At 43.5% G+C, this 26,664-nt stretch carries 25 protein-coding genes; 6 read left to right on the forward strand and 19 right to left on the reverse strand.

Features of this window, described 5'->3' with window-relative positions; translation table 11 throughout:
- Window positions 1-8: 8 nt before the first annotated feature.
- The 4 genes from hemW to A7456_RS08515 all read right to left on the reverse strand — a co-directional run bounded on the left by hemW (window position 9) and on the right by A7456_RS08515 (window position 3,331).
- The gene (gene hemW, locus A7456_RS08500; RefSeq protein ID WP_067009553.1) at window positions 9-1,190 is read right to left on the reverse strand and encodes a radical SAM family heme chaperone HemW; all 1,182 of its coding nucleotides are present in this window, start codon (window positions 1,188-1,190) and stop codon (window positions 9-11) included.
- Between the two features lie 81 nt (window positions 1,191-1,271).
- Window positions 1,272-2,441, reverse strand: coding sequence for a DEAD/DEAH box helicase (locus A7456_RS08505; RefSeq protein WP_067009982.1), 1,170 nt, complete (start codon window positions 2,439-2,441; stop codon window positions 1,272-1,274).
- 159 nt (window positions 2,442-2,600) lie between these two features.
- The gene (locus tag A7456_RS08510) at window positions 2,601-3,008 is read right to left on the reverse strand and encodes a hypothetical protein (protein ID WP_067009556.1); all 408 of its coding nucleotides are present in this window, start codon (window positions 3,006-3,008) and stop codon (window positions 2,601-2,603) included.
- Between the two features lie 113 nt (window positions 3,009-3,121).
- Entirely contained in the window at window positions 3,122-3,331 is a 210-nt protein-coding gene (locus A7456_RS08515) for a cold-shock protein (protein WP_067009559.1), read from the reverse strand.
- Between the two features lie 174 nt (window positions 3,332-3,505).
- On the opposite strand from A7456_RS08515, the gene aroQ reads away from it, so the two are divergent.
- The 4 genes from aroQ to nudC all read left to right on the forward strand — a co-directional run bounded on the left by aroQ (window position 3,506) and on the right by nudC (window position 8,182).
- Window positions 3,506-4,015, forward strand: a complete 510-nt coding sequence (gene aroQ / locus A7456_RS08520) for a type II 3-dehydroquinate dehydratase (RefSeq protein ID WP_067009562.1) — start codon at window positions 3,506-3,508, stop codon at window positions 4,013-4,015.
- Complete coding sequence (gene dnaQ / locus A7456_RS08525) at window positions 4,012-5,523, forward strand: DNA polymerase III subunit epsilon (protein WP_067009565.1); 1,512 nt, start codon at window positions 4,012-4,014, stop codon at window positions 5,521-5,523. Before aroQ ends, dnaQ begins: the two co-directional genes overlap by 4 nt.
- Before the next feature lie 116 nt (window positions 5,524-5,639).
- Window positions 5,640-7,325, forward strand: a complete 1,686-nt coding sequence (locus tag A7456_RS08530; RefSeq protein ID WP_067009568.1) for a hypothetical protein — start codon at window positions 5,640-5,642, stop codon at window positions 7,323-7,325.
- Window positions 7,322-8,182, forward strand: coding sequence for an NAD(+) diphosphatase (nudC, locus tag A7456_RS08535; protein WP_082995514.1), 861 nt, complete (start codon window positions 7,322-7,324; stop codon window positions 8,180-8,182). Before A7456_RS08530 ends, nudC begins: the two co-directional genes overlap by 4 nt.
- A 256-nt stretch (window positions 8,183-8,438) precedes the next feature.
- On the opposite strand, the gene leuA is transcribed toward nudC, so the two are convergent.
- The gene (gene leuA, locus A7456_RS08540; protein WP_067009987.1) at window positions 8,439-10,178 is read right to left on the reverse strand and encodes a 2-isopropylmalate synthase; all 1,740 of its coding nucleotides are present in this window, start codon (window positions 10,176-10,178) and stop codon (window positions 8,439-8,441) included.
- A 176-nt stretch (window positions 10,179-10,354) separates the two neighbouring features.
- Here leuA and A7456_RS08545 point away from each other — a divergent pair, with 176 nt between their 5' ends.
- Window positions 10,355-10,822, forward strand: a complete 468-nt coding sequence (locus A7456_RS08545; RefSeq protein WP_067009571.1) for an Lrp/AsnC family transcriptional regulator — start codon at window positions 10,355-10,357, stop codon at window positions 10,820-10,822.
- Between the two features lie 53 nt (window positions 10,823-10,875).
- On the opposite strand, the gene mfd is transcribed toward A7456_RS08545, so the two are convergent.
- From mfd to A7456_RS08580, 7 genes are all read right to left on the reverse strand, one after another.
- Window positions 10,876-14,469 carry a transcription-repair coupling factor gene (gene mfd / locus A7456_RS08550; RefSeq protein ID WP_067009574.1) on the reverse strand — a complete coding sequence of 1,198 codons (3,594 nt, stop codon included), beginning with the start codon at window positions 14,467-14,469 and terminating at the stop codon, window positions 10,876-10,878.
- A 62-nt stretch (window positions 14,470-14,531) separates the two neighbouring features.
- Window positions 14,532-16,352 (reverse strand): SurA N-terminal domain-containing protein, encoded by a 1,821-nt coding sequence (locus A7456_RS08555; RefSeq protein ID WP_227713234.1) that lies wholly within the window; start codon window positions 16,350-16,352, stop codon window positions 14,532-14,534.
- 117 nt (window positions 16,353-16,469) lie between these two features.
- Window positions 16,470-17,180: a DUF1345 domain-containing protein gene (locus tag A7456_RS08560; RefSeq protein WP_062498645.1), complete on the reverse strand. Its 711-nt coding sequence runs from the start codon at window positions 17,178-17,180 to the stop codon at window positions 16,470-16,472.
- Window positions 17,181-17,273: 93 nt separating this feature from the next.
- A complete protein-coding gene (locus tag A7456_RS08565) occupies window positions 17,274-17,903 on the reverse strand; it encodes a MarC family protein (RefSeq protein WP_066887772.1) in 630 nt (209 codons plus the stop codon).
- Window positions 17,904-18,054: 151 nt separating this feature from the next.
- The gene (locus A7456_RS08570) at window positions 18,055-18,762 is read right to left on the reverse strand and encodes a YidX family protein (RefSeq protein ID WP_067009579.1); all 708 of its coding nucleotides are present in this window, start codon (window positions 18,760-18,762) and stop codon (window positions 18,055-18,057) included.
- A gap of 138 nt (window positions 18,763-18,900) precedes the next feature.
- On the reverse strand, window positions 18,901-20,100 hold the full coding sequence (locus A7456_RS08575) for a glycosyltransferase (protein WP_066887775.1): 1,200 nt from the start codon (window positions 20,098-20,100) through the stop codon (window positions 18,901-18,903).
- 5 nt (window positions 20,101-20,105) lie between these two features.
- Window positions 20,106-20,603: a peroxiredoxin gene (locus tag A7456_RS08580; RefSeq protein WP_455239939.1), complete on the reverse strand. Its 498-nt coding sequence runs from the start codon at window positions 20,601-20,603 to the stop codon at window positions 20,106-20,108.
- 172 nt (window positions 20,604-20,775) lie between these two features.
- Between A7456_RS08580 and A7456_RS08585 the strand changes: the two genes are divergently transcribed.
- A complete protein-coding gene (locus A7456_RS08585; protein WP_062498642.1) occupies window positions 20,776-22,089 on the forward strand; it encodes an NCS2 family permease in 1,314 nt (437 codons plus the stop codon).
- A gap of 83 nt (window positions 22,090-22,172) precedes the next feature.
- On the opposite strand, the gene A7456_RS08590 is transcribed toward A7456_RS08585, so the two are convergent.
- The 7 genes from A7456_RS08590 to A7456_RS08620 all read right to left on the reverse strand — a co-directional run bounded on the left by A7456_RS08590 (window position 22,173) and on the right by A7456_RS08620 (window position 26,635).
- Window positions 22,173-22,763 carry a TetR/AcrR family transcriptional regulator gene (locus A7456_RS08590; protein ID WP_067009581.1) on the reverse strand — a complete coding sequence of 197 codons (591 nt, stop codon included), beginning with the start codon at window positions 22,761-22,763 and terminating at the stop codon, window positions 22,173-22,175.
- Between the two features lie 45 nt (window positions 22,764-22,808).
- Entirely contained in the window at window positions 22,809-23,150 is a 342-nt protein-coding gene (locus A7456_RS08595) for a DMT family transporter (RefSeq protein ID WP_062498640.1), read from the reverse strand.
- Between the two features lie 85 nt (window positions 23,151-23,235).
- A complete protein-coding gene (gene queC, locus A7456_RS08600; RefSeq protein WP_082995548.1) occupies window positions 23,236-23,991 on the reverse strand; it encodes a 7-cyano-7-deazaguanine synthase QueC in 756 nt (251 codons plus the stop codon).
- 222 nt (window positions 23,992-24,213) lie between these two features.
- Entirely contained in the window at window positions 24,214-24,939 is a 726-nt protein-coding gene (gene lptB, locus A7456_RS08605) for an LPS export ABC transporter ATP-binding protein (RefSeq protein ID WP_067009584.1), read from the reverse strand.
- Window positions 24,936-25,436 (reverse strand): lipopolysaccharide transport periplasmic protein LptA, encoded by a 501-nt coding sequence (lptA, locus tag A7456_RS08610; protein WP_406946788.1) that lies wholly within the window; start codon window positions 25,434-25,436, stop codon window positions 24,936-24,938. The genes lptB and lptA overlap by 4 nt, the downstream gene beginning before the upstream one ends.
- 44 nt (window positions 25,437-25,480) lie before the next feature.
- Window positions 25,481-26,056, reverse strand: coding sequence for an LPS export ABC transporter periplasmic protein LptC (gene lptC, locus A7456_RS08615; protein WP_067009590.1), 576 nt, complete (start codon window positions 26,054-26,056; stop codon window positions 25,481-25,483).
- Between the two features lie 57 nt (window positions 26,057-26,113).
- Window positions 26,114-26,635: a KdsC family phosphatase gene (locus tag A7456_RS08620; protein WP_066891060.1), complete on the reverse strand. Its 522-nt coding sequence runs from the start codon at window positions 26,633-26,635 to the stop codon at window positions 26,114-26,116.
- Window positions 26,636-26,664 lie beyond the last annotated feature (29 nt).

The raw sequence follows: 26,664 nt of genomic DNA on the forward strand, positions 1-26,664 counted from the left end.
GTTATTTGCTACAAAAAAGCACGCACCAGATGATTAACATATTTAAACCCCATCTTAGTCGGAGCGATGATGTCTGGATGAAATACCATCAGACCTTGATGTTGTAGGGGCAAAAGCTCATTATCAATGGTGCTAATGAGTAGCCCTGTCCGCTCTTCAAAGGTGTGAGTGCTTGTTCCATCCGCCAAACGTAGGGCATTCATCATAAATTCAAAGGGCAAATGCTCATCTGCTACCCGCTTAAATCCTATCATCTTTGGGGCATTATCATAACTTAGGTAATCTTTGGGCAGGCGAGATTTGGCATAACGATAAATGCCATCTGGGTGGCTTGCATGCCCACGAAGTGTTACTTTACCATGTCCACCTGCACCAATGGCAAGATAGTCACCAAACTGCCAATAATTTATATTATGGCGACACGGTTCATCATCACGCCCGACCCATGCTGACACTTCATAATTACTAAAACCTGCTTGTATCAATCGCTCTCGCCCTGCATTTTCTATGCGTTCTAGCTCATCATCATTAGGTAAATCAGGTGGGGCACGATAAAAGGCGGTATTTGGTTCAATGGTCAGTTGATACCATGAAAGGTGAGTTGCCCCTGCTGATAATGCCATGTCAATATCACGCACAGCAAGCGTGGCGGTCTGATTGGGCAAGCCATACATTAGGTCAACATTGATGCGGATAAAGCCTGCTTGTTTGGCATTTTTTATGGCGTTAAGTGCTTCATCATGGCGATGTATGCGTCCCAATGTCATCAAAGATTCATCATCAAAAGACTGCACGCCCACCGATAAGCGATTGATGCCCAGTGTCAGATAATCGGCAAATGGAGCATGTTCTAGCGTACCTGGATTGACCTCTAAGGTAATCTCAATGTCATCGGCAAATGGAACAATCTCACGCAACCTCAAAAACAGCGTACGATAATGTTCTATTGGCAACAACGATGGCGTTCCCCCACCGATAAAGATGCTTTGTATCTTACGCCCCCCCATCAGAGAAATCTGTGAACGAGCATCAGTCAAGAGTGCATTAACATAGTCAATAAATGGGGCGGTGCTGGGCAAAGCATGCGAATTAAAATCACAATAAGGGCATTTTTTAACACACCACGGAATGTGAATATACAAAGACAATGGGATATTAGTAGGGTCAAGGATTAGGTTGTGTTCGTTCATCAGTTTTGTCTAACGTGGTACATTCAATCGTGCCATGTCTGTTGTCATGTCTGTTATTATCATCTTCATGTTTATCTATTCTTATGCTTGCACCAAATCATCAAATCGCAACAAGTTAAACTTCATGCCCAAATGTTTCTCCAAAGCAGGCAAATTAAAGGCATCACCTTCACCTACCAAACTGACGGACACTCCCGACTGCCCTGCTCGTCCTGTACGTCCGATACGATGAACATAATCATCTGGAAAATCAGGCAGTGTGTAATTGATGACATGGCTTACATCATCCACATGAATGCCACGCCCTGCCACATCAGTTGCCACCAACACATTAACCTCGCCATCTTTAAAACGTTTTAGGTAACGTTCTCGCTTACTTTGGGCGACATCACCTGAGAGCATGGTTATGTTCATGTATTTGCGTAAGTTATCATATAAGCGTCTGACCTGGTCTTTGCGATTGGCAAAAATAATGGTTTTTTTGACATCATCACCGCCAAGCAAATGCTTTAACGCTGTTAGTTTTTGATGGTTGGTGAGCAGATAAAAATACTGTTCAATGTTTTCATTAGTGCGACTTTGGGGGGCGATTTCCACAAAAGTCGGCTGATATAACCAGCGATATGCCAAATTCATCACGTCGGTGTTAAAGGTTGCTGAAAACAGTAGTGTTTGGCGGTGCGTATTGGCGGGCATTTTGTTAATGAGACGCTTCACATCAGGAATAAAACCCATGTCCAACATGCGGTCAGCTTCATCTAGTACCAATACCTCCACACGGTCAAGAAACAACACCCCTTTTTGCACCCAATCAATAATCCGCCCAGGCGTACCAATCAAAATATCCATCAGGCGACGGTTCATCTCATTTGCCTGCTTATCATAATCTGCCCCACCTGTCATGCACAGAGCATGCAGTCCACTGTATTTGACCAACGCTTGGCAGTCGCTATAAATCTGCTGTGCCAACTCTCGGGTTGGTGCCAAAATCAATGCCCGTGGCTCACCCAAATAGCGTGTCTCATCACTGGCAAACGGGCGAGACAGTAGGTTTTGAATGATGGTGATTAAAAAGGTGGCGGTCTTACCTGTGCCTGTCTGTGCCTGCCCAATGGCATCTTGACCTGCTAGGGTATGAGGCAAGATTTGGGCTTGAATGGGTGTAAGCTTTTCAAACCCCAAAGCGGATACCGCCTTTTGAATGGGCTCTGCTAAGGGCAGATCACAAAATTTACTAAATTGGTCGGTCAAGGCATATCCTTTTAAGACAAATGGAGAAATGGGTGTTATTTGGTGATGATACTTGATTGTTAAATCAATGTCATTGTTAACACCAAAAAGGCAAAAATTGGCAACAGTTATTCTTATATTCTTATTTATATCATATATCAATTTTATATCATTTGTTAATCATCGGTCCAAATCATCAAAACAGGCGTTTAATGAACCCATCATGGCTTGTTCAATAAACAGTTGTTTATCAGACTTATCCTCATAAACAGGCATTTTATAAATGACATTCAAGCCATGATGCCATGCCTCACCAATGAATGACACCATGTCTTTTTTAGAAAAGTTTTTTTCAACCTTTTTGATGGCTTTACCAAGATTTTTCTTTGCCTTATCTTTGCTGACCTCATTTTGATGGTCAGTGGCGACATCACGGATGCCATGACTGATAATCATGCAAATACCCGCTATCTCTTCAAGTCTGACCGACTCATCGGCTGACAACGTTACTGCTGAATGTGCTATACCGCCAACACCCAATAAAACCATAGCACCAAGCGTACAGATAAATTTGTTTGGCTGTTGCATAATCATGCCTTTAATGTGTTTTTATGATAATCATCCGTATTTTACCACAACTTATCATCACAAGCAAAACGTACAAAACCCACCCCAAAGGCAGGTTTTACATCGCTTAAACATCACAATTTGGTCACTTCCTCAGCCTGCAATCCCTTGTTGCCTTCGGTAACGACAAATTCCACCGTCTCGCCATCTCTTAGTGAGCGATAACCATCACCGACGATAGAACGAAAATGCACAAAGACATCTTCACCAGTAGCGCGCTGGATAAAGCCAAAACCTTTGGCATTATTAAACCATTTAACTTGACCTTGTTCACGAACAGACATAACACATCCTTAAAAAATACCAAATTGTAAACCTATGCCTAAATATAGCACACTTTTAAATGGCTGTAAACGCATGCAACCAAACATTAACAAAAAATTTACACCCCATCATCCTTAAAAATTTGTTAAAATAATAGGCATATAACTTAACATACAACTTAGATATTGATACTCATGAATCAAATCACCCCCCCAAACCACAAATCTCTAAACCACAAATTATTAGTGCTAAATGGTGCCAATTTACATTTGTTAGGCAAGCGTGAGGTGCATATTTATGGCACAACGACCTTAGAAGATATCATTCACCGCTTATCTGCTACTGCTCATCAGCACGGCATCCAACTTCACCATTTTCAATCTAACCACGAAGGCGACATCGTGGACATCATCGCCAATTTGGGCGTATTGGCAGACAACCACGACAAATTTGATGGGATTATCATCAATCCAGCCGCTTTTACCCATACATCGGTTGCCATTCGTGATGCCTTACTTGCCAGTGCCAAACCCTATATTGAGGTGCATTTATCCAATATCCATGCTCGTGAACCCTTTCGCAATCATTCATATTTTTCGGACAAGGCTGTTGGGGTGATTTGTGGTCTTGGCGAGATGGGCTATGACATGGCATTGGCATGGTTTTTAAAAAATATATACAAAATCAATGGAGTACAATCATGACCATCATCGCTTATACTGACGGAGCATGTAAAGGCAACGGCAAAACAGGGGAGGCATCTGCTGGCGGATTTGGCACACACATCATCTACCCCACAGGCGACATACTAAACATTTGGGGTGGTGAGAGCGATACCACCAACAACCGCATGGAACTCATGGGGGCAATCACCGCCCTAGAACGTACCCCTACCGACACACCCATACAGATTTGGACGGATTCAAGTTATGTCAAAAACGGCATCACCCGATGGATTGATGGATGGAGAGCCAAAGGCTGGAAAAAAGCAAACGGAAAAGAGGTACTTAATCTGGATCTGTGGATGCGTCTAGACAATGCTTGCCAACGTCGCAATATTGATTGGCAGTGGATAAAGGGACATGCAGGACATGTCGGCAATGAGATGGCGGACAAACTTGCCAATGATGGCGTTACAGGCAGTGGTGAGTTATTTATCAGCCATACCGCCACGCCTGCCCTGACAGATAAAAACACCAATACCAACCATTTACATGACGACAGCTTAGGCAATTTAGGCAATAACTTAGATGATGAGATGGATTACTATGCCAACATGGCAAATATGATTATGGATGACAACTTTGACCCCACCACGCCAATACTAAATATAGAAGCAGACGTACAGAGTGTTAATAACAACGAACCGAATAACAAAACCAACCATAACCGCCCCACCAAAAAACCCAAGAAAAACACCCAGCCTGCCCCCATGCAAGTGGTTCGCCACAATCACCAGAATCCTGACTACGACGGACGCACCGATGAGATACGTGAACCTTTTTGGGCAGTACTGCCCGACCCCATTCATCGCGGGGCACAAGAACGTCAACTGATTATGGATACAGAGACGACAGGCATAGACCCTGCCACAGGCGACCGTATCGTTGAGATTGGCATCATTGAGATGGTCAAACGCAAGCCAACTGGGGTTTGGTTGCATGTCTACCTAAATCCTGACAAACAGATGGATGATGAAGTCATTGGCGTGCATGGCATTCATAATGAATTTTTGGCAGATAAACCCCGATTTGCCGATGTCGCCCCCCATGTCTACGAGTTCATGAAAGGGGCACAAATCATCGCTCATAACGCCCAGTTTGATATGAAATTTTTGTCGCATGAGTTTGACAAAGTGGGCATGACCGATTTTACTGATGTCGTGGAAGTCATCGACTCACTTGCACTTGCTCGCAAAATGTATGCAGGACAAAAAAACAACTTAGATGCTCTTGCCAAACGCTTGGATGTTGGTCAAGACATTGACCGTTCTTATCATGGAGCATTAAAGGACTCACAGATTTTACTGGAAGTTTATCTTGCCATGACCAGCGGACAGATTGCCATGAGTATCGAAGATGAAAGGGTTGGTCAAGATGATACCAAAGGCGAGATCAGTTTTAGTGATTTAAGTGCCCTATCTGCTCAACTGATTCGCTCAAAAGATGATTTTTGTGCTGATAAAGCATGGCGTCAGAACGTACTTAAATAAAAAATTCATCCGATATTTACCCACCGTTTATATAATTTTACTTGCCAAGTTTTATGAAACATGGTTAAATGTAGCAGTTATTGTATGCTGTCAAAACAGGATTAAACAGGATTATTATGACTCAATCAGCCAAAACCGCCACCAATTTTGACCCATCATCACTTCATATTTTACGCAATGAAATCAACGCCGTATTAAAGGATGCTGAGATGCATTTGCGTGAGTTTTATGATGACCCCGACCAAGCCCCTTTATTGTTAGACTCAGCAAGCAACCTATCTCAACTGTCCGCCATTTTTAAATTGATTGTGTTTAATGGTGCAGGGTTACTTGCTGACCATTTATCCGCCAGTTACACTTTGTTACATAATAACGCCGATGGCGACGAAGATGAGAACGAGATTTTGATGACTGACATCTCAGAGGCCATCATGTTGCTAGACCGCTATGTTGAATTTGTCCTACTAAAAGAAACACCCCAACCTGCCCTACTTTTACCCATCATCAATAAATTGGGTGAACATTTGGGGCATACTGCCATTGAATCGGACACCCTAAACCAAAACATCAATAGCATCATCATCGCTGACCCACAAGCCAACTATGCCTCTCTTAGCACGCTTAAACTCAATACCAAAGCCTTAACTCAGGCCTATCGTGCGGGTCTTTCCGTCATCCTTGAAAATAAGGATGGCATAATTAGCGATGATGAGCATCAAAAATTAGATGGCATGGTCAAAGCCTGTGCTTTAATTGCCCAGCATTCTGATACGCTATTTTGGCAGTCAGCAAAGACCATCACCCAAAACATCGCCAATGATTTGCCCCTAAGCCATGCCAAAAAACGCATCTTAGTCTATCTAGAACAACAGTTTTCTGACTATCTGCCAATCGAAGACCGTCGTTTTGCTGAGATGGTCAGCCTTGCTTGCAACAAAAATAAAGACTTTGCCACATTTGCCAACCAAAAATATGCCCTAAACCGAGTAAGTGATGCCAAATTTGGTGAAATGCAACGTTTCTTATTTGGCCCTAACCGTGAAATCACCGACACACTCAATGACTTAACTCAAGAACAATTAGAAGCCATCAAACAAAAAGTGGATAAATTCGTGCGTGCATCTAACGGCTTGGGTGAGATTGGTGAGATGGTCAGCGTTGATGATATCAAAGATGAACTTGATACCTTATCTAGAATTATGATATTACTAGAACTCACCGATGCCAGTCAAGCACTAAATGCAGCGTCAGCACAAATTGCCAGCTGGCAAAACCCCACCCTAGAAGATTTAGACACTTTCTTAGACAAATTATTGGTCGCCGAAAATGCTGTTATTTTTTTGGCTAAGAGTCATACCCCAGGGGCGGTCAAATTGCCACTACACAACCGTGAAATATCACTATACCAGCTAGATACTTCTTATGAAACTTTGGTTAAAGAAGCACGTAGCAATCTGACGCTTACGACTTTGGCACTGACCGATTACCTAAATGATGACAGTCGTAACATCATGAACCTACAAAACACCCCCGAGATGATTCGTCAAGTAGCAGGAGCGGCAGCCTTTTTACGCTTATCCGCCACATCAGCTCAGCTGTATCTGCTCGCTCGTCGCTTAGAAAATGGATTGCTTGATAAAATCAAAACCGCCCCTGATGGTGAACTGACACGCATCAGCAATGCTTGGGCGGACGTCTTGGTGGCAGCAGACTTTGAATTTGAAAACTTTGAAGAGAATCGCCCAACCAATGAACAAATCCTTCTCATCAGCCAAAACAGCCTAAATCTGTTGGTGGCATGAGTCATCAGAACATCTCTTGCACAGACACGCAGTCATCAGTTGCCCATGTGATATGGGTAATTGATGGTGAAAGTGTCTTTTGTCGTGATAAAAAGCCTCACGCCTTTGAACGCACTCAAATAGACATTGATGGCTTGGTTAATCATGGTGTTGATGATATATTGGGTGTGATTGAACTGCTTCATTTTGGGCGTGCTGACAGGCGAGTATTTGCCATTGATGCTCAAAAAATGGACGAGACACACCACTTTGATGGTGAGTTTATCGCTTATCGTCATGCTGTGGCAGTAACTGACAGTCATACCTCCCACGAAATCTCAGCAGGCATTCAGCTGTTATTATGGCAAAAAAGCAATCAATTCTGTGGCTATTGTGGCAGCAAAACGATACGCCATCACAAAGAAAATGCCATGGCATGCCCCAACTGTCATCAATATTTCTATCCTAAAATACAGCCTTGTGTCATCATCGCCATCACTCGCCCCTGCCCCATCACAGGTCAGCCCCAAATCCTATTGGCACAACATCATCGTCATCAGACAACAGGCATGTATGGACTGATTGCAGGATTTATGGAAGCGGGCGAAAATGTTAAGATGAGCATCCATCGTGAAGTGCTAGAAGAGACAGGCATTTATGTAGACGACATTCACTACATCACAAGTCAAGCTTGGCCATATCCAACCAATCTCATGCTTGGTTTTTGTGCCACTTACAAATCAGGGGAAATCGTCATTGATAAGAATGAACTTTCTCATGCTCAGTTCTTTGGTAAAGATGACCTACCACTCATCCCCAAGCAAGGAACAATTGCCCATGAGTTAATCAGTCAAGCACTAAAACTGGATAAATACTAGGGCATATCTACCATTGATAATAATTTTGGCATTATTGATTAACTACGCCTTTGGATGCGTTGCTATGGAGTAAACTGCAATTTATCCTTACATCTCCACATCTCCACATCTCCACATCTCCACATCTTCATATTATTCCCACACGCTCATCAATGATAAATTCTCATTTTACTGTTTAATGTTCAAAATTAAGATTATGTTAAATATTTTGTAAGAATAAAAGAGCGAATATTTTTCGCCCTTTTATCACACCCAATTACCACGCCTGCGACAATGCCGACAACACGCCTTTTAACATGGCAGATACGGTGCTGTTACACACGCCGATGCCAGAGTACATTTGACCACTGATATTGAGCTGAACATATGCTGCTGCCTCTGAATTGGTTTGGTTATTGTTAGGCTCATCATTTGGTAGGCTTTTCGTTGCTTTGGTTGTCTTGACATGAATGGCGTGTTCTGAATAATTGGTTATGTGAATCTCCCGACCTGTTGCCTTGATGAGTCCATCAATAAATGCTGATAACGCTCCATTACCCTGTCCGATGATTGTTAGCACATCCGCCCCCATGCTAATTTGTCCATCAAAAGATACCTCCAAACCCTTATTTTGGATTTGATAATCATTAAGCTCAAAGGTCTCTTGGGTCAAATATGTCTTGGTAAAGATGTCAAGCAGTTCATCTATTTTTAGCTCACGAGCCAAACTCTCAGCGTGGTTTTGTACCACTTTGGCAAAATCAATCTGCATCCAGCGTGGCAAATTAAAACCATAATGACGCTGTAAAATATACGCCGCACCACCCTTACCTGACTGGCTATTGATACGCACCACATCTTGATAACTGCGACCGATATGCACAGGGTCAATTGGCAGATATGCCACATCCCAATACTGCTCCGTTTCGGGATGTTTTTCATTATAATCCAGTGATTTTTTAATGGCATCTTGGTGCGAACCTGAAAATGCAGTAAACACAAGTTCACCAACATAAGCATGGCGTGGATGCACTGGCAAATTGGTGCAATCGGTTGCCACTTGCACAATCTCACTCACCTGCGACAAATCAAGCTCGGGGTCTACCCCTTGTGTATACAGATTCATCGCCATGGTCAGTATGTCCATGTTGCCTGTACGTTCGCCATTACCAAGCAGTGTACCCTCCACACGGTCAGCCCCTGCCATAACCCCAAACTCGCTTGCTGCCACGCCACAGCCACGGTCGTTATGAGTATGCAGACTGATTATCACGTCTTTACGGCTTGGCAGATGGCGACAAAAATACTCAATCTGGTCAGCATATAGATTTGGTGTGGATGCTTCTACGGTAGCAGGCAGGTTTAAAATCACTTTTTGCCCATCTTGGGGTCGCCACACATCGCACACCGCTTGGCATACTTCTATGGCAAAATCAGTCTCTGTCTGACTAAAACTCTCTGGACTGTACTGAAAAATCCACTGTGTCTTTGGATAACGCTTGGCAATATCTCTAAGCAACCTCGCCCCATTAACCGCAATCGCTTTAATGCCATCTTTATCTAACTGATACACTTTGTCACGTTGTACTTTTGATGTGCTGTTATAAACGTGAACGATGGCACGTTTTGCTCCCTTTAAGCTCTCAAAGGTGCGTTCAATCAAATGCTCACGAGCCTGCACTAATACCTGCAAAGTAACATCATCAGGCACATGGCCACCTTCAATCAATAGGCGTGTAAAGTCAAATTCCACCTGAGCGGCAGAGGGAAAGCCAATCTCAATCTCTTTAAAACCAACTGCCACAAGCAATTTAAAAAAGCGTAATTTTTGCTCAATGGTCATGGGGTCAATCAAGGCCTGGTTACCATCTCGCAAATCCACGCTCGCCCAAATCGGCGCTTTTTCAATGCGTTTATCGCACCACGTGCGGTCAGGTAAGCGTGGGGCAAATTCAAAGGGGCGGTATTTGGTAAAGTCAAAAGCTGGATTTTTTGGGGTAATTTTGGGGGCTAGCATGATAGGCTCACTTAATGATAAAATTTGGATGGTAGAAACTGAGATGATATCATCATACCAAAATTTTGCAATAATTTTTACCAATTTTACAAAAATATTTGGCAAATTTTAGTTGTTTTTACCACAAAAATGATAATTTTATGGTAAAATCTGCTAAATTTTAATCATTATTCACCATGAATGCCATCAGCCTAGATTCCATTGACCATAAAATCCTAAAATTGCTCACAAACAACGCTCGCCTTACCGTTGCTGATATGTCAGAGCAGGTCAATCTGTCCGCCACACCCATCATTCGCAGGATTAAACGGCTTGAAGAGATGGGTGTTATCACAGGCTATCACGCCCACACCTCCACTCATGCACTGGGTAATACGTTATCGGTCTTTGTGGCGGTGAATATGGATAAGCACACCGCCGAACGCTTTGGTGAATTTGAAAATCACATCAAGACCTTTGATGAAGTGGTGTCGTGTAGCCTTGTCACAGGACGCTCAGAGGATTATCTATTAAAGGTCGTGGTGCGTGACATGAGTCATTATGAAGAGTTTTTGCTTCATAGACTAAGCAAAATTGATGGGGTCAGTCAGCTTCATACCAGTTTTGAATTAAGGGAGGTATTTGATAGAAGTGCCATCATCTAACCATGTTCGGTCAAATGTATTGCCAAAATAAACACGCCAATACCAATCATCACTTACTCCGATTCTTTTGCCACATGCCCATGCAAATATCTTAATAATTCAAACACCGCATTAACTCGCCCTGTTACGTCTTTTTCATCTTTAAAAGCATATTTTAACCCTGTTGCCCCATTCATGCGATAGCCATCATTAGACTGAATGAGCTTAACAATTGCCAAACCATCCACAGGTGTATCTGCTTTAAATTCCATACTCAGCCCAAAAGCTGTAACATCAATTTTGCTAATACCAAGTGGCATGCTCTGCACACGCATTTTGTGTACCAAAAATAAATTACTAAGGGCGGTTGGCATTGCTCCAAAGCGGTCAATCATCTCAGCACGCAACTCATTAAGCTCATCCACCGTCTCGGCATTGGCAATACGCTTGTAACACAAAAGCCTCTCATGCACATCTGCCAAATAATCGCTCGGTATCAAGGCGGACGCATGAATGTTTATGTCGCTGACCAAATCAAGTGGTGTGGCAAGGCTTGGTGTATTGCCCGACTTTATCGCCTTTGTGGCACGTTCTAACATGTCCATATACAGTCCAAAACCAATGGTCTGCATGTTGCCAGACTGCTGCTTACCCAAAATCTCGCCTGCCCCACGAATCTCCAAATCCTCACTTGCCAGCATAAAACCTGCTCCCAAAGTATTGGCTCGGCTAATGGCATCAAGGCGTTTTTTGGCATCAGTGCTTAGACCTTTGATAGATGGCACAAATAAATAACAATATGCTTGATGATGCGATCGCCCCACACGTCCACGCAGCTGATGAAGCTGGGCAAGTCCAAACTTATCCGCTCGGTTGATGATGATCGTATTGGCATTTGGCACATCAATGCCCGTCTCAATGATGGTACTGGCGACAAGCACATTGGTTTTTTTGTGATAAAAATCACTCATGACATCATGTAGTTCTTTGTGTGCCATTTGTCCATGAGCCACACCCACACGCACCTCAGAGATGAGGTCGGATAAGTTTTGTGCCACTGTATCAATGCTTGTCAGGTCATTATGCAAATAATACACCTGCCCCCCACGCAATATCTCACGCAAAATGGCATCTTTGGTTGTCTGTTCACTTTTTTGGGCCACAAAGGTCTTAATGGCAAGCCGTCTTGCTGGTGGTGTGGCAATAATAGAAATGTCCTGCATGCCAGATAATGCCATATTTAGTGTGCGAGGAATCGGGGTTGCGGTCATGGTAAGCGTGTCCACCTCTGCTTGCATGGCTTTGATTTTTTCTTTATGACGCACGCCAAAACGGTGTTCTTCATCAATAATCATCAGCCCTAAGTTCTTAAATGTTACATCATCTTGTAACAGTCGGTGCGTGCCAATGATGATATCCACCTTGCCATCGGCTAAGCTGGCAAGCACCTTATCTTGGGCTTTTTTAGACGAAAAACGAGACAAACTTTCAATCTTAATCGCCCAATCGGCAAATCTGTCCTTAAAACTGTCCTCGTGTTGCCCTGCCAGTAGTGTGGTTGGCACAAGCAGTGCCACCTGATAACCTGCCTGCACCGCAATAAATGCTGCACGCATGGCGACCTCTGTCTTGCCAAAACCCACATCACCACAAATTAGCCTATCCATGGGCTTGGTCTGCTTCATGTCAAACATCACCGCCTCTATGGCACTTTGTTGGTCGGGGGTTTCATCATAGGCAAAACCACTGGCAAACAGCTCATAGCTTGCCATATCAATATCAAAACTGATGCCTTGTTTGGCATTACGACGAGCCTGCACATTTAACAGCTCTGCTGCCACATCATAAATGTCGGTCAGGCTCTTTTGGCGTGCCTTATCCCACTTACCCGAACCAATTTTTGATAACGGTACTGCCTCACTGTCACTGCCACTGTAACGCCCAATTAGAGCAAGGTTGGTGATTGGTACATAGACATTGGCATCATCGGCATATTTAATGTGGATAAATTCCTGCTCGCCATCGCCCACATCAAGCACAACAAGCCCCAAATAGCGTCCAATACCATAGGACAAATGCACCACAAGCGACCCTTCGGTCATCTCACTGACTGATTTTATCAAAAGAGCCTGAGATAGGGCGTTTTGGCGTTTGTGTCTATTGGTAGCGACGGCTCGCCCAAAAATTTGGGTCTCACTGATGATACAAATGCCCTGATTCTTCTCACTTTTTAGCCAAAGACCACGTTCCATTGGGGCAATGGTTAGGGCAATTTTATCCAAATCAGCTTCTTTGGAAGGTTTGGGTAAAGTGGCATTGTTTGGGGTAACTTTATATTCATCCAAATTCGCCAAAAACTCATCAAAATCCGCCACCGTGTTACCATCAAGTTTGCCCTTTAATAACTCTAAAATAATCTCACGGCGACCTGCACTCTCACACACCAATAAAATCGGCTCATCACAGACCCTAACAAAATCCAAAAACTCATCCAATGGCTCATCTTTTTGATGATTGATTGGCAAATTAGGAACGGCATGAGTGCTAATATGGTCAAATAAAGTCAGTGCATCTTCTCTGTCATCACCAAATACCGCTCTTGGATATGCCTTTAATGCTTGGAAAAATTCATTGCTTGGCAAATACAAATAATCAGGTGGCAGTATCGGCACATCCTTATCAAATGCCAAAGAATGATGACGTGCTTTTATCTGTTCCCAAAAATCATGATGATAAGCGGATAAGTTGTCATCACAGACGATGAGGGTTTTTTTGGGCAAATAATCAAACAGCGTGCCATGTGTCTGCCATTCATGTAAATCACAAAACAGTGGTGCATAATATTCCACACCGGGCGGTTGTATGCCATTCATGATGTCATGGTAAAATGCCACCTTGCGAGCGGATACATTTGGAAATAGACTGGCAAAATTTTGGCGAAATCTCTCTTTGTCATCTAAGTCAAATTCACAAGCAGGCAACAGGCGAAAACTTGACACCTTAGGTGATTTTGGGGCATTTTTATCATCAAATACGCCATCTTTTTTAAGCGTGTTAAGCTCTTCATCGCTGATGGTTCTTTGGCTATCAGGATTGAAAAATTTAATCGTCTCTATCTCATCATCAAATAATTCCAAACGAAACGGTAAGGGCTGCCCCACCGCAAAAATATCCACAATGCTCCCACGCACAGCAAATTCACCTGCCATATAGACATTATCCACCACCTTGTAGCCCGCTTTGGCAAGGCGTTCACGTTCACGCTCTACATCAAAGGTATCGCCTACATTTAAATCAAAAAACCGTCCCAAAAGATGACTTGGGGGCGTTATTTTTTGCATGAGTGTCTGCACACTCACCAACAATACACCGCTTGTTGGCATGTGTGTCAATAGGTCAATCCGCTCTGAGATGATGTCTTGATGTACCGACAGGCTGTCATAAACCAATGTCTCATAATCAGCAAACACATGAGCAGATGTGCCAAAAAAATCAAGTTCATCACTTAATCGTTGTAAACTGCTTTGGGATGGGCAGATGACTAAGGTGAGATGCTCTTTATTTTGGGTGCTAAGAACAGACAGCCACAGGGCAAAACTGGCATCCTTTTGGGTAGTAAAATGGGTATGAAAATTGGGCTTGATGATGGGAGTGTTGATATTTATCATTCATATGACTCATTTGGCAAAAACCCATATCTAAAATATGGGCTTTTGGTGGTATGCCTGTCTTAATGCGATATGGCTTGTTCGTTGATTTGTACTTTCTTGGTATCACGCAAATAATGTAAATAGTCTTGAAGTTGGTCTTGACCGACATTATCACGGATAATTTGTGATGTTAACTGACGTTCTGCATCGTGAATTTGGGCGGTTGGTGTGCTTTGAGAGACATTAGCTGCCATGACACTCGCTCCTGTATCTGTCTGTACCACCCACACACTCATGCCATCTGTGTTGTGTATAAATAGACTGGCACGCTCAGCAGGTGACAGTTCTGGACTTTGACGAGTAACCACACCCAAATGCTTGGCGGACTTAATAAGAGTCGCTGGGTCTTTTTTGGCATGGGCATTGGCGGTATCTAGGGCAAGTTTAATGGCTTTTTGCTTGGTTAAAGTTGCCTTGATTTGTTCGCTTGCCTCTGCCAATGTCAGCTCTCTGGCATCTTGGTAGTTGGTTGGTTGTACCCACACCGTTTTGTCAGCGAGCGTAATGTTGGGGCTGACCGATTGATCGCTGATGGCAAAATCATCAAAAGCTGCCGATAACACCACAGGGGCAGACAGTTCACTGGTGTTATTGTCTTTGGTGTAGCCTTTGATATGATGGGCAGTCAGTCCTGTCTCTTGGGCAATATCACTAATACCCATGCTGTCAGTTGCCATGGTGTTAATCTTGGCAATCATCTCATTCATGGCATTGATACGTTTATGTTCAGCTACTTGCTTGGTCAGCACATCACGCATGCCATCAAGGCTTGGGGCATCTCCCATCTTAGTAATTTTAAAAATATGATAACCAAATCCTGTCTGCACAGGCTCACTCACACCCCCAACTTTCAGACCACTGATGGCATTCTCAACAGCGCTGCTACTGTCACCAAAAAAAGCGGGGTTATAGCTTCCAATATCACCACCACTTTGACCTGTGGGGTCATCTGAATGTGTCTTGGCAAGTGATTCAAAAGACGCTCCTGCATCCAGTTTTGCTTTAATATCTTTGGCACGATTTTTGGCATCATCTCCTGTTAATAAGATGTGCGACAACTGTCTGCCATCGCCTCGAGCTTGTAAAGTCGCTTGGTATTGTGCACGAATTTCATCTTCGCTTGGAGTATCTGCCTTGATGTCAGTATCACTTAGGATTATATAAGCCAAATCCACACTTGGCGGTGCAATCATGTCTTGTTTATTAGCATGATAATAGGTCTCAATCTCATCAGTGCTGACGGTTACTTGATTGGCAAAATCCTGCCAGTTGTAACGCACCACCCACGCTTCACGGCTTTGTGTTTGTAGGTCTATCAAGCGACTGATTTGTCTGTCAGGGTAGATTGCTGTACCCAAAATACCGCCCGTCAGCTGTCTTAGTGATAACTGCGTGCCAAATACATCAAAGAGCATGTCCTTGGTCATGCCACGATTTTGTAAATACTGAGCAAAAATGTCGTTTGAAAATTTGCCGTTGGCGTCATGAAAAGTTGGGTCAGCCCGAAGCAGACGGGCAATGGTGTTATCAGAGACACTCATGCCCAAAAACTGGGTTTGATTTTCTAACAATGCTCTGTCAATCAAACTCTCCAACACCTCATCATTTAAGGCTTTATCATCAATCAAACTGCCGTCCACTTGTTCAAGCAGGCGAGTCCGATAGTTATTCACCTCCGACTGAAAGGTTGCGGTGTCAATGGCAGTATCGCCCACTTTGACGATTTGATTGGGGGCAATCTGTCCGCCACCGCTAAATGACTGCACACCCAAAAATGCCATAGGAATGAGCGTGATGATAAGCACTGCCTTACCCGCCCAACTTTGCATAAAATTACGCATCTGCTCCATAATACATCACTTATTAAAATCACAAATTAAAATCACAAAAAACTCTTTATGATACAACATTTTGCCAAAATTCTCTACCACTTTTCACGCCTGCCGAGCCGTATCATTTTATGGTGAGACCAGCGACCCCATCATCTCCATCACCAGCGACAATACCGCCGTATTAAAGAAAAAGGATAACACACTATGAAACGTCCCAATGCGACGAAGTTTTTTACTGGTAAAAGAGACATCAGGCACGCCTCCTGTTGCACCAATACCCAAGGCAAAATACAAAAAATCCCAATAATCAGGGTTATTTTCATAAGGAAAATCAAGCGGATACTTGTCATCGGGCATGGCATCGTAATAACCATGGGCATAGTATAATGCAAATAAGGTATGGATGAACAGCCATGAGACAATCAATGTACCAAAGGTGATACAAACATGCAAAGTAGAAAGCCAGCCCTCATACAAAGCACTGATACGCATCTCATTGATGATGGCAATCATACTGACAAAAGATGTGATGAGTATCAAAATAAGCATGGTATGTTTACGTTCATACTGCTCATGAGCCCGTTTTTTGATGTCCTCGGTGTTGGTTGTGATAAACATGTTAAATGCCAACAATAAATACGCCACCAAAAAGCTGTCCCACGCCAACAAATACACCGTTTCTATATTAATGCTTGGCACAAACCGCTTTAAAAAACGCACATCAGACAAAGAAAAATACACACAAATGGCGACGATGAGCGAAATAACAAGATTCATGTTATCCTGCAAAAAGCCATAGATTTTATAAAACAACGTGCCTTTTTTGGGTGATTTCATGTCAAATATTGGCATAGTAAGGTTAAAAAACAAAAGATAAGAAGATGAAAATATCACCCAAATCTTATTTGGTAGATTGGTCTTATAGATTAGTCAGCTTGCCAGCTGTGGAAATAATGCTCGCAGTCCATTAATCAAAATCTCAATTGCTACCGCTGCAAGTAGCATGCCCATGATGCGACTTAGGATGTTTAGCCCTGTATCACCCAAAAAGCGACTGATTTTTCCTGCTGCCATAAGTGATACATAACAAAACACACTGATACACAGCCCTGCCGCCAAAATCATTCCCACCTGAAACACACCCTTGACCTGACTAGAATAGATGATGACCGTTGAGATGCCTCCTGGGCCTATCATCATGGGAATGGCAAGAGGTACTACCGCCGATGCCGTCAAAGATGAACCGACCTCCACATCCTCCTCGTTAGGCTTGACAGGATTGCCACCACCGTTCATCATGTTAATGGCAATCAAAAATACCAATATCCCACCTGCCACCTGAAACGACCCCACCGAGATGCCCAATACTTTTAACAAGCTCTCACCTAAAATGGTAAAAAAGGCAATGCCTATAAACACCGTCAAACAGGTGATTTGGGCAACTTTTTGACGGTCTTTGGCAGTATGACCTTTGGTTAGGTTCAAAAAAAGCCCCAAAGAGCTAAATGGGTTTATCAGCACCACAAAAGCGAGAATGATTTTGATGAGTTCGGTATCCACAAGTTATCCTTGATGTCGTTTCATTGTCATGACAAAAGACGTATTTTAACATGACTTCTATGTTTTTCCTATTGCAATCATCATAGAGCAATTATCCACAAAAATAGGACGCACCCAAATACGTCCTATTTATCAACCATAAACTTTAATATCAGTCAAAAATTTGCCCGATGATTTGCAGTGGCAAGGTGACTACATCAAAAGCGGCGGCAAAAGGAAACAGCACCAGTTTTTCAACAGAACTGCTTTGCCCTTCACGGTAAGCCGTGGTTTGCTCGTTGATGTAGATGGTGACAGGGTAGGCTTTACTCAGTGCTTTTAGGCTGGACTGATTGCTCACGGCAGGATAGGTATGACCTTTTAGGGGAATATCAAAGCAGTAGCTTTGAGCCCCAAGATTCGATTCGCTGTGATTGGTGCATTCTTTGACGCCATTTTGCAAAAAGAAGTTTAGCTCTTCGTTGGTCACTTCGGCTTTTAACTTGGTGTATTTAAAGGCAAGTTCACCGGTAAAACTGCCGTCATTATTGGCAGAATAAAAGTCCAAGCCTTTGGTAAGGCTGATATGGCGTGGATCAAGGCGAGTGATGAGATTGTTAAAGCGAGTCCCGCCTTCAACCAACACATAGCTGTTACGCTGACCGACAATCACGACCGCATCCGATGGGATGTTGGGTAGCTTTAATGATGGCTTACCAAATGCCACAACGACGTCATTGGTTAGCACCCTCTTTTGGGTGGTGGTGTAAGTACCGCCTGAGTCCTTTTCTAACAATGCACTGGTTGCACAGCCTGACAGCAAGGTTGCTGATAGGACAGATGTTAGGGCGATTTTGCCAAGCTTGCTTAGTTTTTTCATAAAACAGCCTTATATAACCAATAACAATAAAAAGGTAGATTATTTTTATAAAACCAAATAATCTACAAAACCAATTATAAATAATTTTAAAACGCCTGTAAACGCTCCGTGCAAAAATAACTTGTAAGACCATGATTTTTAGGTACTTTGGGCTTTGACACAGACCAAATTATCATGTCTGTCTTTATGAACCAAATGACACTCTGGGGCAAGCGACTGATATACGGCTAAGGTTTCAGCGGTCATCTGCTCAATGGTGTATTCGTGAGTCATTGGGGGGCGAGTTTTATTTTGTAGGTGAAATTTGATGTTTTTACACAGAGCAAGGGCGGTCTCCTCTTTGATTAGCCCTTGGGGATAAGTGGCTTGTAAAATATCAGCAAATGCCCCCCTTGCCCAGCCAATGATGGGCGTGCCAAGGTGTATCGCTTGAATGGCAGTAATACCAATGCTCTCAGGTCGTTCGGCAAGAGCAAGTACCACATTGGCAGATGATAACCACTCTTTCATGTCAGGTGGTCGCCGTCCGATGAATGTCACACGATTGTTTAGCCCCAAAGCGTGCAAGCGTTGAACAAATTCCTCGTAAGCGACGTCTTGGTCGGTTGCAGTTGCCAAATCATCATCCATGACGATGGCGTGGATGTTTGGGAATTTGTCTTTTAAGTTGCCCAAAATGTCCACAAGCCAATCTTGACCATATTCATGTCCAACAGGTGTGGGAAACACGAGCCATTTTTTGTGTTCAAGTTCAGGATATTGGGCAAATACGCCATGAAGCCAATGCACGGATGCATGATGGCGATAGGGGTATTTGCGAGTATCTACGCCACGACGAATGCAGACGATTTTAAAGGGAAATTCTTGAATGTTGTATTCTTCTTTTTTGATGGCAAGTTTTTCTTTGAAATATTTATCAATACTATAAGATGCACTGATGATGACATCGGAGAAAAACAAGGCTTTACTGTAATTGTTTAATGGATAAAAACCATAAACGGTCGCCACGATTTTGGGTTGTTTGTCATCAGGCAATGGGCGGATTGCCCAATGTAGCACCCATGCAGGCGTGCGAGAATGGACATGGACAATATCAGGTTCGTACTCACTGATGAGCCGTCTGAGTTTTAGGACATACACCAATGACAACCATGATTTTTTTAGCATGGGAATGCGATAATACTTCGTGTCATCACGAAGCAGACGAAGCACAAGCTCATCATCAGCCGTAGCAGAGCCAACCACCACAGATTCATGCCCTGCCTTAGATAGGGCGTGCGTGATGGCAAAAATGCCCCGTTCAGATTCATCGTGCTTTAACGATGATAATAAGTGCATGACTTTCATAGCGTTTTTAGAAAGTTTAGTAGCGTTCTGGCGTGTTCTTTGGCTTTGACGTTACGAAAACTGGCGAGCATATTACCTGTTTTGTCAAACACAAATGTAGAGCGTACCACACCAAGATGAGTTTTACCATACATCATTTTTTCTTTGATGACCTCAAAATGCTGGCACAGTTTTTCATCGGCATCACTGACAAGCCCAATGAGAAGTTCTTTTTTGGTGATGAAATTTTGATGAGAACGTACGCCATCACAAGACACGCCAAGTACCACATAGCCAAGCGTGGCAAACTCATCAGACAAGGCGGTAAAGTCGCTCGCCTGCACGCTACATCCTTGGGTGTTGTCTTTGGGATAAAAATATAAAATCAAGCCCAAACCACAGCTACTGATGTATTTTTTTAACTCAATCTCTTCATTGATAAAGCCCTCATCAGAGCGATGAACCAAACGAACGGCAAAATCAGGCAGAGCGATGCTTTCTTGGGAATTGTTCATGATGATTTGATATGATAAAAACAGTGTGTCTATTTTACCCAAAAAATACATAAATTACCAACGTTAAAACAAGACATACATCATGAAAAAATTTTCGTTAATATTTGTAAAAATTGTCATTATACGGTAAAATTAGCCGCTAATTTTTGGGCAATCTAAGATAAGGCGATTTATGTCTTTGCTTTCTTTTTTTAACATCAATGAGCGTGGCTCAACGGTACGCCAAGAAGTCATTGCAGGTTTGACCACATTTTTGGCGATGGTGTACTCGGTGATTGTTGTGCCAGGGATGCTCGCTAATGCAGGTTTTCCTGCTGGGTCAGTTTTTATCGCCACATGCTTGGTGGCAGGACTGGGTTCTATTTTGATTGGCGTGTTTGCCAATGTACCAATGGCAATCGGTTGTGCCATCAGCTTGACAGCATTTACCGCATTTAGCTTGGTACTGGGACAGCAAATCAGCATTAATGTCGCCTTAGGGGCGATTTTTTTGATGGGCATACTGTTTACGCTCATATCGGTAACAGGCATTCGGGCATGGATTTTAAAAAATCTGCCCAGTGCCATCGCTCATGGGGCAGGTATTGGTATTGGTCTGTTTTTACTGCTCATCGCTGCCAATGGTGTGGGACTGGTCATCAAAAATGATGCAGGACTGCCTGTCAAAATGGGTGAGTTTACATCTTTTGGGGTCATCATGTCGCTCTTGGGTTTGGCGGCGATTGTTGGTCTTGAAAAACGTCAAGTCAAAGGCAGTATTCTATGGGTCATTATCGCCATCACCATCATTGGGCTAATTTTTGACCCAAATGTCAAATTTGGTGGTTCTGTTTTTAAACTGCCCACCTTTGGCAATGAATCGCTGTTTGGGGCGATGGACATCATGGGAGCATTAAATGCCGCCGTACTGCCTGCGGTATTCGCCCTTGTCATGACGGCGGTGTTTGATGCCACAGGAACGATTCGTGCGGTGGCAGGACAGGCAGGTCTCATTGACAAAAATGGACAAATCTTAGGCGGTGGCAAGGCACTCACAGCAGACTCGGTATCATCAATCATGTCGGGGGTATTCGGTACTGCCCCTGCGGCGGTCTATATTGAGTCGGCGACAGGTACAGCGGTGGGGGGCAAAACGGGACTTACGGCGGTGGTCGTGGGTGGTCTGTTCTTGCTCATGCTGTTTTTTGAGCCATTGGCATTTTTGGTGCCAAACTATGCCACTGCTCCTGCACTCATGTATGTGGGTTTGCTCATGCTAAGCAATGTCTCAAAACTTGATTTTGATGACTTTGTGGGAGCGATGAGTGGGCTTATCTGTGCTGTGTTTATCGTCTTGACGGCAAATATCGTTACAGGCATCATGCTCGGTTTTGGTTCATTGGTGCTAGGTCGCATCATCTCTGGTGAGTTTAAAAAACTGAACACCGGCACGGTTGTCATTGCCATCTCTTTGGTGGCATTCTATGCGTTAGGCTATGCCATTTAAATTTCAATACTGTAAAAATAAAAATCATTTACCAACGGTGAATGGTTTTTTGGTAGATGGATGTTATACAATAAATGGTTATGTTAATGCACATCGTCTGCCAATTTTAGCAAATACGCCCGCATGGCAGGCAATTCATCATGGGGGATGCCATTGAGCCATGCACCATCTACGGCACAGCGTATGGCGGATAAACGTGGGTTGCTGTCGGTGCCTGCATGAGTTTTGATTTTTTGGGCAAGCCAATTTCTCCATAGCCCATACATCTGCACATTGGTGACCATGGCTCTAATAAGACCTGCCCAGTCGCTTTTTAGTCCAATCTCTTGATTGTCAAACATCACCCGAACATAGGCTTTGGTAAATGCCCCCATCTTATCAGAATGGGCGTCCATGTCGGCTAATATGGCGGTGTTAATTTGGGCGATAAACAGCTCTACCACGCTGGTGATGAGTTCATCTTTGGATTTGAAATGATGAAACAGTCCGCCTTTGCTCGTGCCTGCCATGTCTGCCACTTTTTGCATGGACAGATTGCCAATGCCAACGTCTAGCATGAGATTTTTGGTACAGACCAAAATGGTATGGCGTAACAGCTCGGGGTTGTTTTTACGTTTGGGGGTTTTATCATCAGGTGTGGGCATGGCGGTGTTGGTGGCAAATAAGTCATTCATAAGAATCTCTTGGGGTTAAAATGATTTAAAGAATAATCTTGAAAGCTAATGGGTGGTGGCAGACGAGAAAATATTCATAATCACCACACCTGCCACGATAAAAGCCATGCCGATGATGGCAGGCGTGTCTAAGGACTGTTTTAGGATAAACACGCCAATCAAGGCAGTCAAGATAATGCCCACGCCCGACCAAATGGCATAGGTCATGCCAAGGGGAATGACCTTGACGACATGAGACAGAAGGTAAAAAGCGATGGCAAAACAGATGAGCGTAATACAAGTGGGAATGAACCTGCTAAATCCGTCTGATTTTACTAAAAAAGTCGAACCTGTTACTTCGCTGATGATGGCAAGGGCGAGCAAGGCGTAAGCGGTGGGTAGTTGCATGATGATTTCAATGTTAACTATGATGAATAAAACCGACTGGTCGGTTTTATATTTTACAAAAAATCATAGCTAAGTGCAAGTTTTTTTAATTTATCCCTGTCTTATCTTGATAACGAGTGGGGTCGGATATGCCTGCTTGCACAAAGCCTTGATGACGTAACACACAGCTGTCACACTCGCCACAGGCTCTCCCATCACTGTCGGCACGGTAACATGACACGGTTTGGGCATAGTCCACACCCAACGACAATCCAAGTTTTAGAGTTTGGGCTTTGGATAAATATTGCAAAGGGGCGATGATGGATAAGCGTCTGCCTGCTCGCCCTGCCACGGTGGCAAGATTTGCCATGGTCTCAAAGGCACGAATATAGTCATCTCGGCAGTCAGGATAGCCTGAAAAATCAACCGAACTTACCCCGATGATGATGGCACAGGCTTCGGTTACTTCTGCCACAGCCAAGGCATAAGACAGAAAAATGGTATTACGTGCAGGGACGTACGTGACAGGCACAGCATCGCTGTCTGCTTGATGGTCAGGCACCTCAATACTGCTGTCAGTCAGTGCCGAGCCACCAAGCTGAGCGATGTCAATATCAATGATGCGGTGCGACACACCAAGCATCTGGGCAATGGCGGATGAAAAAGCAAGTTCGCTTAAATGACGTTGTCCGTAGCGAAAACTGATGGCGGTAACCTCTTTAAAAACAGCCTTTGCCCAATACAGACAAGTGGTGGAGTCAAGCCCTCCTGAGAACAAAACGACCGCCTTTTGACTTGCAAAATCGTCAGAATGGGGAATGTTAAGGTCATTATTCTTAGGGTCATAGGGACAAAATGTCATCATAAAATATAAACCATGCAAATAATCAAACGGTCAATTTTAACACAAAATTCAAAAAATCCTTCAATTGTGGCAGTTTTATTTTTAACAAGTCTAGAATGTATTCAACTTTTACATCATTTAGAAAGTTTTATAAATACAATGGTTGTAGAAAACGAGATTTTTATTGGTATTTTACATCTCGCTCATCTTTTTACTCATCAGTGGTAGAGACATCCTAGTCTACACCATAAAATCTTTGCCCAAATAAACCTTTTGCACCAACTCATTTTGTAGGATGTCATTGGGCGAACCTTGGGCGATGATATTGCCTTCGGACACGATATAAGCTTTCTGGCAGATGGATAAGGTTTCACGCACATTATGGTCGGTAATGAGTACGCCAATACCTCGCTGCTTTAAAGCAGTAATGACATCCTTAATGTCACCCACCGAAATAGGGTCAACCCCTGCAAACGGCTCATCTAGCAGGATAAATTTAGGGTTAGCTGCCAACGCTCTGGCAATCTCACAGCGACGACGCTCGCCACCTGACACACTCATACCCAGCGAATGACGCACATGCTCTAAATGAAACTCACCAATGAGCTTTTCAAGTTCGGTCAGTTGGGCAGATTTATCCAAATCTTGACGGGTTTGTAATATCGCCAAAATATTTTGCTCAATGGTCAGTTTACGAAAAATAGAGCTTTCTTGGGGCAGATAACCAACACCTGCTTTGGCACGTTCATGCATGGCTTTTTTGGACAAATCAATATCACCCAACATGATTTGTCCTTTATCCATCGGCACAAGCCCAATGACCATATAAAAACTTGTGGTCTTGCCTGCTCCGTTAGGCCCTAAAATACCCACCACTTGTCCTTCATCTATCTCAAAGGAGACATCTTTGACCACCCAACGCTGTCCATAACGTTTGCCCAAATGGTGCATGGCAAGTGTGGTCATGGGCGAACACCTGTTTGACTGTTTGATTCATTTGGAGGAAACACCAACTCTACACGGCGACCATCGCCAGCATTAGCCTCCACATCGCCCAGTTTTAGGCTATAACGGATGGTATTACCTGAAAAGCTCGCCCCTGCTTGGGTCAGTTTGGCATTGCCTGTAAGCGTGATGATGCCCGTCAGTGCATTATAATCAATCCTATTTGCTCGCCCCTTGGCAAGCCCCTTTTCTTGGGTAACGATTTGTTGCATGGTTGCAGGGCGACCTGTTGCCACAGCAGTTTTAATGCTACGCTTATCATCTAAGTTTAGCGTAATGTTGTCAGCGGTGATTTTAAGCGTGCCTTGTTCAATGATGACATTACCCAAATAATTGGTTACACCTGTACGCTCACTATATGTTGCTTTATCGGCAAGCAGACGAATGGGCTGATTGGCATCCGATGGCAGTGCATGGGCGGATGATGCCATGCCAATACCTGCCACAGCCAGCAACATTTTGGGTGATATTAAGTGTGATGTTCTCATAAACTGTCCAATGGTTAAAATAATGATTTATCTACACGCTTAGGCGGAGTAAATTCCATTTGAATGTGGTAAAATTCATATTCACCTGTCTGCAAATCCCCAGTAAAGCCCTGTGCTATAAAACTATCTGCACCTTGGGTGATACTGATGGGTTTGTTGCTTGCCACTTGATACTGTTTGGTATTGGCTGTTAGCAAGTCGCCTTTGATGGTCATCTTAGGTTTGGTATCATCGCCTTGTCGTACCAACACAAAACCCTCTTGCAATAACAAATCACCCGTGGTCTGCTCCAAAATGGCAAGATTGGCTTCTAAATAATGGCTTTGCCCATTTGGGGGTGTCCAGTCCATTTTGACATTTCTCATCTCATCCATGCCTGCACTATTTTTTATCAAACTGTCTGCCATTAACGTGTATTCAATCTCACCTGTTTTGGGATTGGTCTGCACCGCTTTAATTTCGGTTACCTCATAGGAGACAGTAGGAGCAGATGGTACGGTAGGTTCAATTTTGACGTCTTCTTTATAAAAAAACCACACCCCAACCATGAGTGCCATCACACCCAGCACGCTAATAATTTTTAGATTCATGAGTGATTGTCTCTTATTATTACCAATTCTGATTGATATTAATCTAAGCGTATTAGGCTAGGTATATTGGGCGATAAAAGCATCATAAACGCCTTTTGCTTTTAATAACTGCTCACACACTTCACGCACCGCACCATGCCCACCTGCTTTGATGGTTATAATATCCGCCACCGCTTGTATCTGGGCACAGCCATTTGGTACAGACACACCCACACCCGCTTCACGCACAGCTTTTAAGTCGGGCAAATCATCGCCCATATACATACACTCACTCATAGACAATCCAAGCTCATCGGCAAGAGTGGACAAAGCGATAAATTTATCATCTCGTCCCTGTACCACATGGTCAATGCCAAGCTCATCAGCACGACGCACCACCATGGGTGAATCCCTGCCTGTAATGATGGCAAGGATAATCTCTTGCTTTTTGAGTGCTTTTAACCCCACACCATCTTGAACATAAAAGGCTTTGGTTTCTACACCATGGCTGTCATAGATGATTTGCCCATCCGACAAAATCCCATCCACATCCATGGCAAAAAGTTTGACGGTCTGCAATCGTTTGGTTAAGTCGCTCATGCCTCCTCCTTTTTTGTTTTTTTGTTATC

It is taken from the genome of Moraxella nonliquefaciens (assembly GCF_001679005.1).
GTDB lineage: Bacteria > Pseudomonadota > Gammaproteobacteria > Pseudomonadales > Moraxellaceae > Moraxella > Moraxella nonliquefaciens.